Origin of the sequence: uncultured Phocaeicola sp., from assembly GCF_948499155.1 — a bacterium.
Taxonomy (GTDB): Bacteria; Bacteroidota; Bacteroidia; order Bacteroidales; family Bacteroidaceae; genus Phocaeicola; species Phocaeicola faecalis.
In genome coordinates this window covers 14,955-32,014 of sequence record NZ_CAOOSE010000001.1, presented here as the reverse complement: position 1 = coordinate 32,014, position 17,060 = coordinate 14,955, and the positions used below count along the sequence as shown (strand labels likewise).

Annotated in this window: 12 protein-coding genes and 1 pseudogene; 10 read left to right on the top strand and 3 right to left on the bottom strand. The window is 45.4% G+C overall.

The window, feature by feature from the left end:
- Window positions 1–243 precede the first annotated feature (243 nt).
- Window positions 244–825: an FKBP-type peptidyl-prolyl cis-trans isomerase gene (locus QYT14_RS00130; protein ID WP_237038210.1), complete on the top strand. Its 582-nt coding sequence runs from the start codon at window positions 244–246 to the stop codon at window positions 823–825.
- Window positions 826–954: 129 nt separating this feature from the next.
- Here QYT14_RS00130 and QYT14_RS00125 read toward each other — a convergent pair whose 3' ends face one another.
- Window positions 955–1,395 carry a hypothetical protein gene (locus QYT14_RS00125; protein ID WP_237038211.1) on the bottom strand — a complete coding sequence of 147 codons (441 nt, stop codon included), beginning with the start codon at window positions 1,393–1,395 and terminating at the stop codon, window positions 955–957.
- 1,215 nt (window positions 1,396–2,610) lie between these two features.
- Between QYT14_RS00125 and QYT14_RS00120 the strand changes: the two genes are divergently transcribed.
- The 5 genes from QYT14_RS00120 to QYT14_RS00100 all read left to right on the top strand — a co-directional run bounded on the left by QYT14_RS00120 (window position 2,611) and on the right by QYT14_RS00100 (window position 11,944).
- Window positions 2,611–5,805: a TonB-dependent receptor gene (locus QYT14_RS00120; protein ID WP_237038212.1), complete on the top strand. Its 3,195-nt coding sequence runs from the start codon at window positions 2,611–2,613 to the stop codon at window positions 5,803–5,805.
- A 12-nt stretch (window positions 5,806–5,817) separates the two neighbouring features.
- Complete coding sequence (locus QYT14_RS00115; RefSeq protein WP_237038213.1) at window positions 5,818–7,887, top strand: RagB/SusD family nutrient uptake outer membrane protein; 2,070 nt, start codon at window positions 5,818–5,820, stop codon at window positions 7,885–7,887.
- A 159-nt stretch (window positions 7,888–8,046) separates the two neighbouring features.
- Window positions 8,047–8,616: an outer membrane beta-barrel protein gene (locus tag QYT14_RS00110; RefSeq protein WP_288324010.1), complete on the top strand. Its 570-nt coding sequence runs from the start codon at window positions 8,047–8,049 to the stop codon at window positions 8,614–8,616.
- Window positions 8,617–8,692: 76 nt separating this feature from the next.
- The gene (locus tag QYT14_RS00105) at window positions 8,693–10,234 is read left to right on the top strand and encodes a TonB-dependent receptor plug domain-containing protein (protein ID WP_288324009.1); all 1,542 of its coding nucleotides are present in this window, start codon (window positions 8,693–8,695) and stop codon (window positions 10,232–10,234) included.
- A gap of 21 nt (window positions 10,235–10,255) precedes the next feature.
- Entirely contained in the window at window positions 10,256–11,944 is a 1,689-nt protein-coding gene (locus tag QYT14_RS00100; RefSeq protein ID WP_288324008.1) for a DUF4091 domain-containing protein, read from the top strand.
- 207 nt (window positions 11,945–12,151) lie between these two features.
- Here QYT14_RS00100 and QYT14_RS00095 read toward each other — a convergent pair whose 3' ends face one another.
- Both QYT14_RS00095 and QYT14_RS00090 read right to left on the bottom strand, forming a co-directional pair.
- A complete protein-coding gene (locus QYT14_RS00095) occupies window positions 12,152–13,027 on the bottom strand; it encodes an aldose 1-epimerase family protein (protein ID WP_237038217.1) in 876 nt (291 codons plus the stop codon).
- An 87-nt stretch (window positions 13,028–13,114) separates the two neighbouring features.
- Window positions 13,115–13,237 (bottom strand): annotated as a pseudogene (locus QYT14_RS00090) (DNA-binding response regulator); the annotation flags it as partial.
- Window positions 13,238–13,279: 42 nt separating this feature from the next.
- On the opposite strand from QYT14_RS00090, the gene QYT14_RS00085 reads away from it, so the two are divergent.
- From QYT14_RS00085 to QYT14_RS00070, 4 genes are all read left to right on the top strand, one after another.
- Entirely contained in the window at window positions 13,280–13,603 is a 324-nt protein-coding gene (locus QYT14_RS00085) for a hypothetical protein (protein ID WP_288324007.1), read from the top strand.
- A 27-nt stretch (window positions 13,604–13,630) separates the two neighbouring features.
- Entirely contained in the window at window positions 13,631–13,891 is a 261-nt protein-coding gene (locus QYT14_RS00080) for a TonB-dependent receptor (RefSeq protein WP_288324006.1), read from the top strand.
- A gap of 95 nt (window positions 13,892–13,986) precedes the next feature.
- A complete protein-coding gene (locus tag QYT14_RS00075) occupies window positions 13,987–15,996 on the top strand; it encodes a histidine kinase (protein WP_288324193.1) in 2,010 nt (669 codons plus the stop codon).
- A 134-nt stretch (window positions 15,997–16,130) separates the two neighbouring features.
- Window positions 16,131–16,892 carry a response regulator gene (locus QYT14_RS00070; RefSeq protein WP_237038219.1) on the top strand — a complete coding sequence of 254 codons (762 nt, stop codon included), beginning with the start codon at window positions 16,131–16,133 and terminating at the stop codon, window positions 16,890–16,892.
- Window positions 16,893–17,060 lie beyond the last annotated feature (168 nt).

Genomic DNA, 17,060 nt, shown 5'->3' with positions numbered 1-17,060 from the left:
CTTATAAATTATCATTCGTAACCAAACGAGCTTTAAAAAAATCATTTTATCACAAAGCGATGCATTTTCTTTCATCCCTGAAGGAGCACAAAGCTTCCGAACACAGACAAATAATCTATCATTCTGACAAAATAACGTAATACTTAGGCGGAATAATCTGTTGGGATATGAATTAATTTGTATCTTTGCACGCCGGGAAAACAATTCCCGCACGTAATTCAGTATATTTATAATATAAAAAACATGGAAAATAAGTACATTACCGTAGCATACAAACTGTACGTTATGCAAGACGGTCAGAAAACATTAGTAGAAGAAGCAACCGCAGAGCACCCCTTCCAATTCATTTCAGGACTGGGAACCACGCTTGAACGCTTCGAAAGCGAAGTTGCCGCCCTGAACAAAGGCGATAAATTCGATTTCGTCATTCCAAGCGCAGAAGCTTACGGAGAATATATGCCTGAAGGTGTACGCACTGTATCTAAAGAAATGTTCACCATCGACGGTGTATTTGATGCAGAACGTATCTTCGAGGGAGCCGTTATCCCTTTGCAAGACAATGAAGGACATCACTTCTATGCCACTGTGGGCGAAGTAACCGCCGATACGGTAACTGTTGACCTGAACCATCCCCATGCAGGCAAAGACCTGACTTTTGTGGGCGAAGTAACAGAATCACGTCCTGCCACCAACGAAGAAATTCAAGAGACGCTGAATATGATGAGCGGCGAAGGTTGCGGATGCGGTTGCGGTGACTGCGGAGACGGTTGCGGAGATGGTTGCGGCAGCCACGACGAAAGTTGCGGATGCGGACATTGCCACTAATCGACAAACTTATATCTTTAAATTGTTTCCAAGGCGTGAAGAATGCGAATGTCACGGAATAATTCTCTTATCCCGTGTTTCTCCGCAATATTCACGCCTGTTTTTTTATTCATTTTCGACAGACGGATTTTATTCTCCGGCAAAAACTTCAGTTCCCTTTTCAGTGATAGTCCACCGGCCGGCATCCTGCTTCACTACAAAATCCAGAGAGTCATTCTTCCAGACAGCTTCCGCTTTATCCAGCAACACGCCACCTTTCACGGTCGCAACAAATAATTCCGCACAGGTAGAATCTTCTGCAAAAACCACATAAGCCGCCGTTGTGTTATTGTCGGCTGTGATACCGGGCACTTTTACGCCGGCCTCAAAAGGACGGATGCAGTCTTTCTTCAGTGCACTCCACACATAACCTGCCGAAGCGATACATCCGTGTTCGTCTTTATCGTCACCCGTTTTTTGTTCTGTCACCTTCGTTTCCTCTGTTTCCTGGTTTGTTTTAGCCCCCGGCTTACAAGCAGAAAAAGCCATTGCCATACCTACTACGGCAATCCATACATTCATTCTTTTCATATTTCTTATTTTATTATTACCGAAATGTCCTTCAGACACACTGCTATAATGCTAAGTGTGAAAGATTACTGCGTTCCGAATACATTATATTAACGTTCTTTAAAAGAGGGATTTATTTATCAAAATGAAAACAGACGGTTGAAAATCCCTGAAACGAGGCTGGAACAATAAAAATATATTCAACATATATATAATTCCATCCATTCTACTTCTCCCCCCCCTTTTGAGTACTTTGAAAGCAGCATAATTTTCTATTCTTTTTCTACTCTGCAAACAAAATGAAGTATCGCTTTTAGAACTTGAACTCAGAACACAATAATAAGTTGCACCTGCTTATGTCCCCATTCTCTCACTCCTTTTTCTTACGCACCTCAGTTATATCATTCATTCACAGCGCAACATCCGTTTATCGGCTTATAAACAGGTTGTTTGTGAAAGTGCCTCATATTCCGGCCTTTCCTTCCCGGACAAGCACCGTTAATGGGAAAACGACGCAAAAAAACATGCGTTTGATTTTGCAGAGAATCACATCAATTCCGGTTGACCATGAAGTACTCCGTCAGCATACAATGCTTCTGTTCCTTCTTTTACTGACGAAAGTAAGATGTCCGTTAACCACCTCCGTGGTTAACCTTAACCACAGGGGTGACTAAGTCTAACCACGACCGTGAGCAGACTTAACCACGACCGTGGTTAAGCAATCACGAAATGATTTATCTCTAAAAAGCTCCTTCCATTCAGAATTACGAAGATATATGGCATACTAATTTTCTACTGGGCCTACATCTTGATGAAGTTTGCAAGCCGAAAACAAGGACAAGCGGATAAGTTCCAACAGAACTATGTTTTTCAATAAAATTTAGATTAACACCGCAAATATACAATATTTTTAAAATAACAAGCGAGAGGATGCGGTGATTTTTATAAAAAATATCATTTTTATAAAATATCACACAATAAACACAGGCAATAGAATGCTATTCAGTACATCTGAATAACCTTTTATACTCCAATCTTACTGCAATTTTAAGGTGAAGCACTATAAAATCGGGTAGAATATAAGAACCTTAACTGAACATTTCACCCCTCTTTTAAGTCATACCAGGCTGTTAATCATACTATTTTTCCTCACCAATCCTAAAAAACATAGTTCTGTTGGAACTTATTCCATTCATGGATTCACATGTTTTTCACAAACAATTAAATAATAGTAATATGTTAAAACATCTCAAATCAGTCGGTATGTTACTATTCCTCTCAACTATCAGTGGAGGAGCAGTTTACGCATCATCCGGGGAAAGAGTGACGGGTATTGACGCTGTCCAGCAAAACGGCACATGCACCGGAGTTGTAAAAGACGGAACAGGTGAAACCGTTATCGGTGCATCTGTGGTAGTAAAAGGAAGTACCAACGGTACCATCACAGGTATAGATGGAGACTTTACCTTGAACAACGTTCCCAAAGGAAGTACATTGGTGATTTCTTTTGTGGGATATGAAACGATGGAAGTAAAGTGGACAGGAACTCCCTTGAACATCATCTTGAAAGACGACACACAAATGTTGGATGAAGTCGTTGTAGTAGGTTATGGTACGCAGAAAAAAGTAAATGTAACCGGTGCCGTGAGTATGGTCGACTCCAAAGTGCTGGAATCACGCCCCGTACAGAATGTGGCACAAGCCTTGCAAGGTCAGATTCCGGGATTGAATATGTCAGTGGGCAACAGCGGTGGTGCATTGGATGCTTCTCTTAATATCAACATCCGTGGTGCAGGTACCATCGGTGACGGCTCCAGTGGCAATCCCTTGATTTTGATTGACGGAATCGAAGGCGATATGAATACGGTAAACCCTAATGATATTGCCAATGTGTCAGTACTGAAAGATGCCGCCTCTTCTTCTATTTACGGTGCACGTGCTGCATTCGGTGTTATTCTAATTACCACCAAGAACGGTAATAGCGGAAAAACAAGAGTCAACTATTCAGGTAATCTCCGTTTTTCGGATGCTATCCAAAAACCTAATATGACCAACTCATTGGATTTTGCAACTTATTTCAATGAGGCTCAGCGCAATGCTTACGGTACTGTCATCTTCGATGAAGACGATATGAACCGCATCAAGACATACATGAGCGGCGGATACACCGACCCCACCAAACCGGAATATTACGGTACGGTAGCCGGTACCAACGGACGTTGGCAGAACTACGGAGGTGCATTTGCCAATACCAACTGGTTTGATGAATTCTATGACAGTTGGGTGCCTTCACAAGAACACAATTTAAGTATCAATGGCGGTAACGACAAAATCACCTATTTGCTAAGTGGCAGCTTCCTCGACCAAAAGGGTCTGTTACGTCACGGTAGCGACAAGTTCCAGCGTTATACACTGAACGGAAAAATATCCGTGAAACTTGCCGATTGGATTACCATGAATTATAATAACAAATGGACACGCGAGAACTATGACCGTCCGACTTACATGACAGGACTGTTCTTCCACAACATCGCACGCCGCTGGCCGACCTGTCCGGTAGTCGATCCCAACGGACACTGGTCTGCCGATATGGAAATTATACAAATGGAAGAAGGTGGAAAACAAACCAGTGAAAAGAACTGGATAACCAATCAGATTCAATTCGTATTCGAGCCCATCAAGGACTGGCACATCAACGTAGAAGGCAGCTTGCGCCAATACAATGAAAAATACCATTGGGCTGTATTGCCAATCTACGGTTACGATACCGACAATAACCCTTATGCACTGTCTTGGAACGGAGGTGCTGCCGGCTATTCGGAAGTACAAGACTACCGCGCCAGCGAAGACTACTTCTCAACCAATATTTTCAGTGATTATTCCAAAACCATAGGCGACCACTACTTTAAAGTAATGGCAGGTTTCAATGCCGAGCTTTACAAGAAAGGCGGCCTGACCGGTTTCGGTACAGATCTTATCACTTCCAGCGTGCCTGAACTGAACACCACACAGGACAATAAAAACGCTTACAACAGTGCATCCGAATTGGCTATCGCCGGTTTCTTCGGACGTGTCAACTACAACTACAAAGAACGCTATCTGTTGGAAGCCAACTTACGTTATGATGGTTCTTCACGCTTCATCGGCGACAAACGCTGGGGACTGTTCCCATCATTCTCAGTGGGATGGAACATTTCACGTGAAGAATTCTTCAAACCATTGTCAAACGTAATCGGCACCTTGAAACTGAGAGGTTCATGGGGACAATTGGGTAACAATGAAACCGAAGCCTGGTATCCGTTCTTCCAAAGCATGCCTGTGGGAACAAACAACTCAGGCTGGTTGCTCAACGGAGTACGCCAAAACACAGCATCTCTTCCGGGCATCGTCAGCAGTGTATTGACTTGGGAAACCGTAGAATCATGGAACGTCGGTGTAGACTTCGGTCTTTTTGACAACCGACTGACCGGTTCATTCGACTACTACCAACGCTATACTTACGATATGGTAGGTCCTGCTCCCACCCTTCCCGGTATTTTGGGTGCATCTGCCCCGAAGATAAACAATGCCGATATGAAATCTTATGGTTGGGAAATGGAATTATCATGGAGAGACCGTATCGAAGACTTCAACTATGGAGTACGCTTCACTTTGGCCGACGGACAGCGTAAGGTACTGAAATATCCGAATGAAAGCGGTGATATCTACAGTTGGTACAACAACAAACTGGACGGAACCATCTGGGGATACACCACAGTAGGTATCGCACAGACTCAAGAAGAAATGGATGCCCATTTAGCCAACAACAAACCCAACTGGGGTTCTAAATGGGGTGCCGGCGATATTATGTATGCCGACTTGAACGGAGACGGAGAAGTGACTTCCGGTTCCAAAACCCTTAACGACCATGGCGACTTGAAAGTTATCGGTAACAGTTATGCACGCTACAACTTCGGTTTCACGGTAGACGGTTCATGGAAAGGACTGGATTTCTCCATCTTCCTGCAAGGAACCATGAAACGCGACTACTGGCTGGATGGCCCGTACTTCTGGGGAGCCAGCGGTGACGAATGGCAATCAGCCTGCTTCACCGAGCATCTGGACTATTGGACACCTGAACACACAAACGCATATTATCCGAAACCTTACTTCGGAAATATCAAGAAGAATCAGGAAGTTCAAAGCGGATATTTACAGAATGCGGCATACCTGCGTGTAAAGAACGTACAAGTAGGTTATACTTTGCCCAAAAGCTGGACTAAAAAGGCTGCCATGGAATCTGTACGTTTCTACGTTTCCGGCGACAATCTGCTCACTTGGACAGGCATCAGTTCTGTATTCGACCCCGAAACACTGGGTGGCGACTGGGGACCGGGTAAACTGTATCCGTTGCAAAGAACCCTCTCTGTCGGTGTAAATGTTAACTTCTAAAAAAATACGAATATGAAATTAAGTTTAAAACATATCTACATCTGCTCACTTATCGGTCTGGGAGCATCAACACTGACTTCCTGCAATGATTTTTTAGACCGTGAGCCGATAACCAATGTAACCCCTGAAGCCTATTTCACAACTGTAGACCAAGTGGGTGCATACGTTATCAACTACTACTCTTACCTGCAAAACTCTCGCCAGCAGTCTCTTTACCATGACAAGAACTGGCGTAGCGGTATGACACTCAATGACAATAATACAGACAACCTGTTTTCACAAACAGGTGACTTAGATTGGTTTGCCGGAGAAAAACAAGTACCTTCGGGCAAGAACTTCCAAACTTACACTTCACGTGCCCGTGTATGGAACTGGCTGCTTGAACAAGTCCTTCCGAAAGAAGAAGCAGGAAGCATCCAAGGCGACAAGACCATTCTGAGCCATTATATCGGCGAAGCCTATTTCTTTCGTGCATTGGCATACTATCAGGCATTGGTTCGCTATGGCGATTTTCCCATTATCGACCAAGTGCTTCCCGACGATCAGGCCATACTGAAGGAACTGAGCCAGCGCGCTCCACGTAACGAAGTGGCACGTTTCATATTGAAAGACCTTGATACAGCTATCTCACGTCTGAAAGACCAAGGTTTCCAAAACAACCAGCGTATCAACAAGCAAACCGCACAGCTGCTCAAGTCACGCGTAGCGTTGTTTGAAGCTACCTTTGAAAAATACCACAAAGGCACCGGACGTGTTCCGGGTGACGATACATGGCCCGGAAAAGACATGGCGTACAACCAGGGAAAGACTTTCGACATTACAGGAGAAATCAATTTCTTCCTGACCGAAGCCATGAGCGCTGCCAAAGCCGTTGCCGACCATTGTACGCTGACAGGCAACTCGCATCAGATGAATCCCGTTTTAGGACAAACCGACGGATGGAATCCTTACTTCGATATGTTCAGCCAAGAAGATTTGAGCAGCATTTCCGAAGTATTACTTTGGAAACAGTACAACCTGAGCATCGGTTATACTCACGATGCAGCCTACATCTTGTCGGCTGGCGGTGACCAACTGGGACTTTCACGTAGCTACATCACTTCCTTCCTGATGCAAAACGGTTTGCCTTACTATGCCGACGGTTCGGGTTACAAAGGCGACTTGAGCGTATCCATGGAGAAAGAAGGACGTGACGAACGTCTGCAACTCTTTGTATTCGGTGAAGAAGACATTGTCCGTAGCGACCCTGCCGACCCTGCCGTTGCCAAGAACAACGAAGCAGTGATTCTGGACACCATTCCTTTGGTGACAAGCAGTGTGGAACTACAAGACTTTACGGGTTACCGTCCACGTAAATATTATAACTACGATTACGACCAGTACAAGAGCAACACTATCATTTGTACCACAGGAGCCATCGTGTTCCGTGCTGCCGAAGCCTACCTGAACTATATCGAAGCATGCTACGAAAAGAACGGTTCATTGGACAATGATGCCGCAGGTTATTGGAAGGCCATCCGCCGCCGTGCAGGTGTAAGCGAAGATTATAATCTGACCATTGCCAACACCAACTTAGACAAAGAAGCCAACGTAGTGGGCGGTACCGTATATGGTGATTTGGCAGTCTTCTCCGGCGACCGGAAAGTAGACGCCACACTCTACAACATCCGTCGCGAACGCCGTTGCGAATTTATCTCGGAAGGTATGCGTTGGGATGACCTGAAAAGATGGCGTTCATGGGATCCTGCCATCACCGGACACTATATGCTGGAAGGCATGAACCTGTGGGACGAAGCTTACAAAAAATATGTAGATGCCACCGGCAAATCAACTTTGATAGCCGACGGAACAAGCAATGCAAACATTTCAGCCGCTTCTGTCAGCAAGTATGTCCGTCCGATGGGACGTACCGAAACAAACAACCAATTGTTCAACGGATATACATGGAAGAAAGCATTCTATCTGGAACCTCTTGGCGTACAAGACTTCACATTGAGCGCCAGCGACCCCAACGATATCAAGACTTCAACCATGTATCAAAATCCTTATTGGCCTATGACAGCCGGACGCGCATTGGAATAAGTTTGTAAATAGGTATAACGATAAGAAAATGTTAATGATAATCATTCTGAAAACAGAATAATCGTCTTAACATAACTGTGATGGAAAAGGGGGTTCGAGAGAATACCCTTTTCTTTATTCTTTTTCAAAGACCTACTCATTTACCTTAAAAATAATGATATGAAAACAAAACAATTTTTCTTCACTTCCCTACTGCTCCTTAGTATAGCCACAGCAACCGCACAGACTAAAGAAAAAGGTTTCTTTGTCGAAATGAACGGAGGATACGGAGAAGTGAAAACCGCGTTTGTATCCTCTACTGTAGAAAATCCATTGCTTTTTCATCTTGGCTATGCAAGATATGCCGTACTGACTCCATCCATCGGTTACCAAATCAACCGCCATTGGGCAGCCGGATTCAAAATACAATTTGAAAGCATAATGGAAGACGAAAAAAGAACTACTTATACACCCTATATGCGATATAACTTCCTGCATCCCGGCAAATTCAATATCTTTATGGATATGCAAGTTTCTGCCATCAGACACTTGGGTAAAAATGATGTTGAAGGAGGCATCAATCCCGGAGCATCCTATGCCCTGAACAACCATTTCAGCATCCTGCTCAAATATCTATTCATCGGATTCAACGGAGAGGACAGAAAAAGCGGAGCCATGATAAAATCCAAAAACTTCATCATTGATGCCAACTGGAGACGACTGCAACTGGGATTGCAATATATTTTCTAATCTCGCCATAAGTTGAAGATAAAGCTTTTTTTAATGACAATAGCTATACATTCACCATAAAAATAGAACACTTATAATGAAAACAATGTTACTGTACTTGTTCAGCCTGCTCCTCCTCTGCACAGTAACGGCAGCCGGTCACCATCAGTCGTATGAAACAATATACGTACACACCGACCGCTGCAATTTCTGTGCCGGAGACACCGTGTGGTTTCAAGTCTATGTGATGGACACACGACAGCAAGCCGAAAGCTACAGCCACTTTGTGTATGCCGAACTGCTGCACGACACCATTCGCATGGCAACCGAAAAAATCAAAGTCGGCGAAGAAGGATTCGCCGGCTTCTTCCCATTACCCGACAGCATTGCCCCGGGCCACTACACGCTGCGCTTCTACACCCTACGTTCGGCATATCTTCTGACCCCCTACATCCGGGGCTATATCGAACAACCGGCCTCTTACTTCAGCGGAGATGTCACGCACGACAGTTTCCGTCAAGATTTGCTAATGCTGACACAGGCATGGACTGCTTTTGATGCTTCGGGCGATACAGCAAACTGCGTTACAAACATCCCCGCAGAAACAACAGAACTGATACAAGGCCGCATCATCTCCAACCGAAACGCAAACAAGGGTATCCCTCAAGCCACCGTCACCCTGCTGTCTTTCGATGGCAAGATATTCAAGACTACAAAGACCGACCCCGAAGGCTATTTCCTCTTCGACCATCTGTCGTTTGTCCCGAACACCCATTTTCTGATACAAGCATATACAGCCAAAGGCGGAACACACGTAGCAGTGCAAATAAACAAAGAAAAACGTCCCCGGGTGGAACGCATCAGCATGCTCCATGCCCACATTCCCGAAACGGAAAGCTACGAAGAAAACATCATGCTTTATGATAAGAACAGACCGAAACGTCCCGACAGTGTGGCATGGGAACTGCAGATGGATAATGTAATCGTAACCGCCCGCAAACAAAGACAAAAGCTATCACCCGGAGCAGCAAGGGTGCACTCGGACTTCAACCGGGCATACAGCCCCGCAGAAATGACTCTTTCGCCCTATGCATCCGTGCGCGACTTCATGATGCACATTCCCGGGGTGCAATATGCCAAAGACGAACTCAACGTGCAAGAGTATTATATCATCAAACGTTATGGTAAGGAAGTGCCTGCCATGCTCATTATCGACGGACTGGAAGTATCCTTCGGAGAATTTGTGAGTTTTCCCATCTCTGCCGTAGAATCCATTGAAGTGATAAAAGACGTAGCCGGACTGGTCACACTGGGCAGACGAGCTGCCAACGGAGCCATCATGTTAGTCAGCAAAGCGGACAACCCGACGGCAATGGCGAATAAGAAATCCAACTTCCGCGTAATTGTTCCGCAAGGCTGTCAGGTGAAACAGCACTTTTATGTCCCTCATTATCCGACAAACAACGAAAGTACAGAAAAAGAAATGAGGAGAAAAACGGTCTATTGGCAGCCCGACATAAAGATAAAAAAGGGAAAAGCAGATATAATCTTTACGGCTCCTCCCCAAGCCCCCCTGTTCATGGTGATACAGGGCATCTCCGCCAATGGGAAACTGATAACAGCAAACAAAATATTATAATCATTTAAACAGTATCGATTTATGAAAAACCTTTATTTAATTTGTCTTTTATTTATCATTTCCGCCTGTGGAACACCTACCACAGAAGATCGGATTACATTTACACAAGTAGACCCCTTTCTGAAAGTATTCAGAGAATCAAACTTCTTCCCCGAGTATGACGAGACCGAAGAAGTGGCTGCAGGCGAGCACGCCACCTTCCAGTTTGCAGTGAGAGCCGCACTGCCATTGAAGGAATTGTCGGCACAGGTTACGGCGTTCACCAACGAAAAAGGAACACAGTTACAAAGTACCCCGCGTACGGGTTTTGTTGATTATGTGCGGGTGGGCCGACAGACACCCGACCGCGCCAAAGACGCCATCACCTCTCTGTCACACTACTATCCCGACCCCATTATCGAGCAAAACGGACAATCCGTGGCACGTGATGTGGCGCAACCCATCTGGATTTCCGTTCCCGTTCCCACCGATGCGGAAGCCGGAAACTATAAAGCCACATTCAGCCTCAAAGGAACAATGGGCAACCAAACCTTTGAGTTGAAAAAAGAAATCAGCGTAAAAGTTTACCCCGTCGTCATGCCCCAACCGGATTTATGGGTAACCAATTGGTTTGGCACATCACCCGACAAAATGAAAATATTCAATGGCGGGAAAGAGGTGGAACCTTACTCGGACGCTTACTGGGAAATGGTGCAGGCACTGGCCGATAAAATGAAGGAATGCTATTCCAACGTTATCCTGCTCTCACCGCTGGAACACATCGAGTTTGAGGAGAAAAACGGAACCTATACTTTCGACTACTCCCGATTCGACAAAATGATAGAAATCTTCCATCAGGCCGGTGTATTGAAAATGCTCGAAGGCGGACATATTGCCGGACGTTCGGGAGACTGGAGCAGCCAATTCGCACCCTATGTCCCTCAGTATGAGAACGGCAAGAAGAAACTGGTGCAATATCCTATGGAATCGGAACAGGCTGTCAACTTCTATCGTCAGTTTATCCCCTCGCTTGCCGCCCATCTGAAAGAAGCATATCCGGAAGTACTGTATGCACAGCACATTGCCGACGAGCCTACAAGCGACAATATAAAAAGCTATGTGGCTATCGCCCGATTTGTGAAACAGCAGTGTCCGGACATCAAAATCATAGAGGCTTGCCATACTCATGACCTTGAGAATATCCTCGACATCTGGGTGCCACAACTCAATTTCTATAAGGAGGGGTATGACTTCTATCGCGAAAGACAAAAACAGGGAGACGAAACGTGGTTCTACACCTGCCTTGCCCCTCAAGGCGACTTTGCCAACCGTTTCTTAGAGCAACCGCTCATCAAGACCCGCCTCATTCACTGGCTCAACTTCAAATATGGGGCAACAGGATATCTGCATTGGGGATTCAACCAATGGTTTACCGGCAATAATCCTTACAAGGAAACAACCCGCATGAATGAGGAAGGAGGCAATACACTACCCGGAGGAGACAGCTGGATAGTCTACCCTAACAACGGAAAGCTGTATGGTTCCATCCGTCTGGAAGCTATGCGCGACGGTATTGCCGACTATACGCTCCTGAAAATGTTGGAAAAGAAGAATCCCGAACTGGCACGAGAACTCTGCCGGCTGGTTGTATTCCACTGGACACTGTATGATACCGAGAGTGACCATTTCCGCAGCATCCGGCATCAAATATTGGAAGAGTTAAGTAAGTAAATTTACAGATGCAGATTAAAACTGTGGGAGTGTGTCAAAACTAAACCGACCTATCCCATCGTCAGCTGTAGGGGCAGGGTTTGCCTGCCCGAAGACACAAAGCAAACTGTTTTCGGGCGAGCGAACCTCGCCCCTACGAACGAAACGACAGCATTATCCACGTTTTGACACACCCACACACTGTTATCATGGTAATTATTCCGGCTATTACTCTATAATGATGCTGTAACTCACATCAAATACCTCTTTGCTTCCTAATTTCTGAATCCATTCCCTATCTTTCAGCTCTCCGTCAAACCCGACGGCATCACAACGGCCATACCACGGCTCGATGCAGACAAACGGACAATCGGGATGAGCCTTGGCAGGCGACCACAACGCCACCAGCGGAGTGTCAAACTCCAGACTGACGTGAGGGTTCTTCTCCCTGTCCAGCAAGGTCACTTTCTTAAGTTGCGCATCCTGAAAGATATATGTATCACAGTCAAACGTATGTGTATCTATTTTCATCAGTCCGTCCGCATCCCGTTCCAATGTATGAAGCTCCGGTGACACGCACCCCTTCTCCACCGGAACGATATACCGCAACTCCTCTTTACTGTCGAAAGCAAAGAATCCGCGTTCGTCTGCTGATGCATCAAACCCCGGGAAGTTAAAGGCGGGATGAGCTCCGATTTGGAAATACATATCCAACTGTCCAAGGTTCTCTACACGCCATTTTACACTAATTCGGTTACCTTCCAACAGATAACCGACCATCAGACGGAAAGGAAAAGGATATTTACCGAGCATCTCGGGTGTAGACTCCAGCCAGTAGACTATTCCCTCCTCCCCTTTATAAGTCACTTTAAAATCCGTATCGCGGGCAAAACCGTGCTGCCCCATCCGGTAAGAGTTACCCGCATAGCGGTAGGTATCTTCCCACATACGCCCTACTATGGGAAATAGAAGAGGCGAACGGCGTCCCCAAAAGCGGGCATCTCCCTGCCACAGATATTCCTTTCCGTTTTTCCGAATGCTTTGCAGTTCGGCCCCATGCTCACTGATACCGACGGTAAGAACAGAATTAGATATTGTTTCCATTTTATTCCTTTTTTACTTAGAAGTTTATTTTCGGGTAAAGGTAAGGATGTTTCATGATATGACAAAACGAATATGAAAGGATTATTTTCAGAAGTCTTCGCGCAACATATAACCTTTTCTCATCAGCGAGTCTATCTTGACTGTATTGTCATTGCGAAGTGCCCTCCGCAGATAACTAATCTGCACGTTCAGCGCAAGAGAGTTGGCATACGGACAGTATCGTTCGCCTATCTTCACACAGACCATAACTTAATGACACGGAGTGATTATAAAGATGGCATCTTCTACCTTTCTCCTTATGAAAAAAGCAACTCTGACGAAAATTACACGCTACATTCCGTCCTGTCCAAAGGAGTATATGACTGGAATTTGAAATCGTCTGTCGAACTGACCATGAGCCGCACCAAAGGAAAACAGTGCAATGACGGAGTGGTTCAGGACTACCGTTATGACTATCTGTCGGTTGAACCCAAGATAATATGGGCGCCTTCCCGACTGTTTGAAGCTGCGTATCAAGCCAAATTGAGTTGCGGGAGTTCAAAAATAGGCGACTACAGACGGCTGGATGCCCTGTGAAACCTGTCACAGCGCCTGACACTGAGCATGGGATGGGGCGATACTGATTTCCGGCTTTCGGGAGAACATTTTTATAATGACATCGACCGCACACAACATCTCAACACATGGCTGGCAGACGCTTCACTGGTACAGCGTGTGGGAAAATGGCGCTTCACAGCTTCCGTCACCAATTTACTAAATAAAAAGGAATACAGTTATACCCTCTATTCGGCTGTACAAAGCTCCACTTCATGGGTAAAACTCCGGCCGCGCGAGTATCTTCTTTCCATCCAATATCAATGGTAGAAATTTAAAATAAGACATTTGTGCTTCAATTTGTTTTTTTTACGTATGTTTGTAAACAAACTATTAGCACACCTACTATGAAAATACGAATAAAGATGCTGATAGGCTTCTGGTGTATAATGCTGGGAGCCGCATGTGTCATTTCTTGTGGGACAAAACAGAAAAGGGCATTCAATGCTTTTGACACCTATCTCCAGTTCTTTCAGGAAGTCAACGACTCCTTGTCCAAGAATCCCCGATATGTCTGCGCCGAAACACAGAAGCGTATGGCCGCCACCGCCGACAGCACCACTTATTACTACTATATGATGTTGCTGGCCAAAGCCTATATGTTCCGGTCCGATATGGATTCCGCCGCCGTGTGCATGAATCAGGCAGAAGCCTATTGCCGTCGCAACGCACTCACACCGCAAGTATCCGATTTATATGCCGACATCTATAATATGCGCGGAAATGTACTCGCACGCCAGGCATTGGTAGACTCGGCAGTCATTTGTTTCAGCAAGGCACTCAACTATCGACTGAACGGAGACAGAAAAGAAGTGTTGCCCGACATTTCAATGAACCTTGCCGATGCCTACGTACGCACAGGGCAATACGATAAAGGTGCATTGTGGTATCGGAAGGCACTGTCGTTTTTCGACTCACTGCGCATTCCCGAAGCCAAACGCTTCCCGGCCTACTACGGATTGGCACAAGTATATATGGAATTGCGCGATTTCGAATTGTGCGACTATTACTACGACATGGCTGCCCGCCAATATGAAGAGATGATGCCTTACGAGAAATGCATTTACCTCAACAACCGCGGAAACTCCTATTACTTCCGCAAGGATTATCCGCGTGCACTCGAAATGTTCAGAAAAGAACTGGCATTTGCACACACTTATCCCGATATGGTTTTCGAGGTTCACCTGAGCGAGATGAATTTGGGAGAGACCTTCCTGCTGATGAATCAAACAGATTCCGCCGCTTTCTATCTGGCTAAGTGTGAGGATTTCTTCCGGTCTATCGGAAACATCAGCGCACTCTATTATCTGGATACACAGCTGATAGAACTGGCATTGAAACAAAACAATCTCGCCTTGGCACGCAAACGTCTTGCCGAAGCCGTGAAGCCCGATTATGTGGAGCCCAATATGCTGCACATCCGTAACCGCTACTTACAGCATTATTACGAGGAAGTGGGAGATTATAAGAAAGCTTATCATTATCAGCGGGAGAACCAGCGCATTGACGACTCCACCCGCAATGAGCGTATCAAGATGCGCACCGCCGAAATCGACTTGAAATACCGGCAGGACACTACGCTGATGAAGCAAAAGATATTCATTCAGCAGAAAGAAAACGAGGTGCTGGAACTCCACCAACGTATGTATGTGTGGATGTCTGTCTGTTTCCTGATTCTGATATTGGTTGTCTTTATCTATCTTTACAATAAGAAACAACACCACCTGCTCAGAATGCACAGCCAGAACATGATTAACACGCTGCGCATGGAGAATATCCGCAACCGTGTTTCGCCCCACTTCATCTTCAATGTGCTGAACAGGGAAATGAACAGCCATAACAACGGACACGGCGAGAACATGCAACAGTTGGTAAAGTTGATGCGCCGCAACCTTGAGCTGACCGAGCACCTCTGTGTCACTCTGGATGAAGAACTCGACTTTGTACAGACCTATATAGAACTGGAACGCAAATCACTGGGAGACACTTTCGCACTGTCTGTCCATGTGGATGAAACCATCGATTCCGCCCGCGAGATTCTTCCTGCCATGATGATTCAGATTCCGGTGGAGAATGCCATCAAGCATGCACTAAGGGATAAACCGGGGAAAAAGAATCTGTGGATTGACATCAGGCGTGAACCGACGGGAGCCATCTGCATCAAGATAAGGGACAACGGCGGAGGATACAGGGCAAGCAGCCACAACCGGGGTACGGGAACCGGCATGAAAGTAATTCTTCAAACGGTTCAGATGCTCAACGGCCATAACAAGAAACATATAGACATCGCTGTCAATAATGTGCCGCTGGAAGGAGGAGAAACAGGTTGCGAATTTGTCGTGATACTTCCCCAAGGTTATGATTATAACTTTTAAAAAGCTGTTTAACGACTATTTTCACACGGATAGTTCCTGTTTGAAGCCGGATATCCACAAATGCAGAATTATCGGTTTGTATCTTAAAAGATGTTTCTCTACTTTTGTTTCATTAATCATGGTAAACAAATTATATGGACAGGCTTTATAAAGTATTGATTATAGATGATGATGAGTATTCGGCGGATAACCTTTGCATGGAGCTGAAGCGTTATGGACAGTTGGCAATAGAGGGTATTGCCCGCAATGGCTCTAATGGAAAGAAAATGATAGACAAGCTTCGTCCCGATATTTTGTTTCTGGATGTGGAGTTACCCGACATGAAAGGGATGGAGCTGTTGGAGCAGACCAACAGTTGTGTTACATGGAGCATGCAGGTGGTCTTTTATACTGCCTATGACAAATACATGATTAATGCCATCCGCGAGTCTGCTTTCGATTATTTGCTGAAACCGATAGACAGGAAAGAACTGGACTGCATTATCACCCGTTTTCTGAAAAAGATGGACGAACCGGCTGCACCGGTGACTATTCCGCCACAAGTATATTCGGCCGGCGAACATACATTTATGATTTCCACTCCCACCAATGACTTGCGCGTTCTCCGTTCTATCGATATCGGGTTCTTCCGCTATAACTCCGACCGCAAATTATGGGAGGTGGTACTAAACAATCAGGTTCCCCTGCTACTGAAGAAAAATACCACAGCGCATCAGATAACAGAGTACGCTCCCTGCTTTGTGCAGATACACCAATCTTATATCATCAATATCAATTATCTGATAATGATAAAGGAGAACCGCTGCGTCATGTACCCTCCTTTCGAAAAAATAACAGAGCTGATTGTCTCAAAGAAGTTTAAGAAAACATTGCAGGACTCTTTCTATCAATTATAACATGATGAGGAAATGATTATACCGTAGAGGTGTGTCAAAACTAAAATGGCCTATCCAATCGTCAGCTGTAGGGGCAGGGTTTGCCTGCCCGAAGACACAAAGCAAACTGTTTTCGGGCGAGCGAACCTCGCCCCTACGAACTAAACGACAGTATTATCCACATTTTGA

What these genes read in the sequence shown, in the direction of transcription:
- QYT14_RS00130 (WP_237038210.1), top strand. Translation starts at nt 244, where the DNA reads ATGGAAAATAAGTACATTACCGTAGCATACAAACTGTACGTTATGCAA.
- QYT14_RS00125 (WP_237038211.1), bottom strand. Translation starts at nt 1,395, where the DNA reads ATGAAAAGAATGAATGTATGGATTGCCGTAGTAGGTATGGCAATGGCT.
- QYT14_RS00120 (WP_237038212.1), top strand. Translation starts at nt 2,611, where the DNA reads ATGTTAAAACATCTCAAATCAGTCGGTATGTTACTATTCCTCTCAACT.
- QYT14_RS00115 (WP_237038213.1), top strand. Translation starts at nt 5,818, where the DNA reads ATGAAATTAAGTTTAAAACATATCTACATCTGCTCACTTATCGGTCTG.
- QYT14_RS00110 (WP_288324010.1), top strand. Translation starts at nt 8,047, where the DNA reads ATGAAAACAAAACAATTTTTCTTCACTTCCCTACTGCTCCTTAGTATA.
- QYT14_RS00105 (WP_288324009.1), top strand. Translation starts at nt 8,693, where the DNA reads ATGAAAACAATGTTACTGTACTTGTTCAGCCTGCTCCTCCTCTGCACA.
- QYT14_RS00100 (WP_288324008.1), top strand. Translation starts at nt 10,256, where the DNA reads ATGAAAAACCTTTATTTAATTTGTCTTTTATTTATCATTTCCGCCTGT.
- QYT14_RS00095 (WP_237038217.1), bottom strand. Translation starts at nt 13,027, where the DNA reads ATGGAAACAATATCTAATTCTGTTCTTACCGTCGGTATCAGTGAGCAT.
- QYT14_RS00085 (WP_288324007.1), top strand. Translation starts at nt 13,280, where the DNA reads ATGACACGGAGTGATTATAAAGATGGCATCTTCTACCTTTCTCCTTAT.
- QYT14_RS00080 (WP_288324006.1), top strand. Translation starts at nt 13,631, where the DNA reads ATGGGATGGGGCGATACTGATTTCCGGCTTTCGGGAGAACATTTTTAT.
- QYT14_RS00075 (WP_288324193.1), top strand. Translation starts at nt 13,987, where the DNA reads ATGCTGATAGGCTTCTGGTGTATAATGCTGGGAGCCGCATGTGTCATT.
- QYT14_RS00070 (WP_237038219.1), top strand. Translation starts at nt 16,131, where the DNA reads ATGGACAGGCTTTATAAAGTATTGATTATAGATGATGATGAGTATTCG.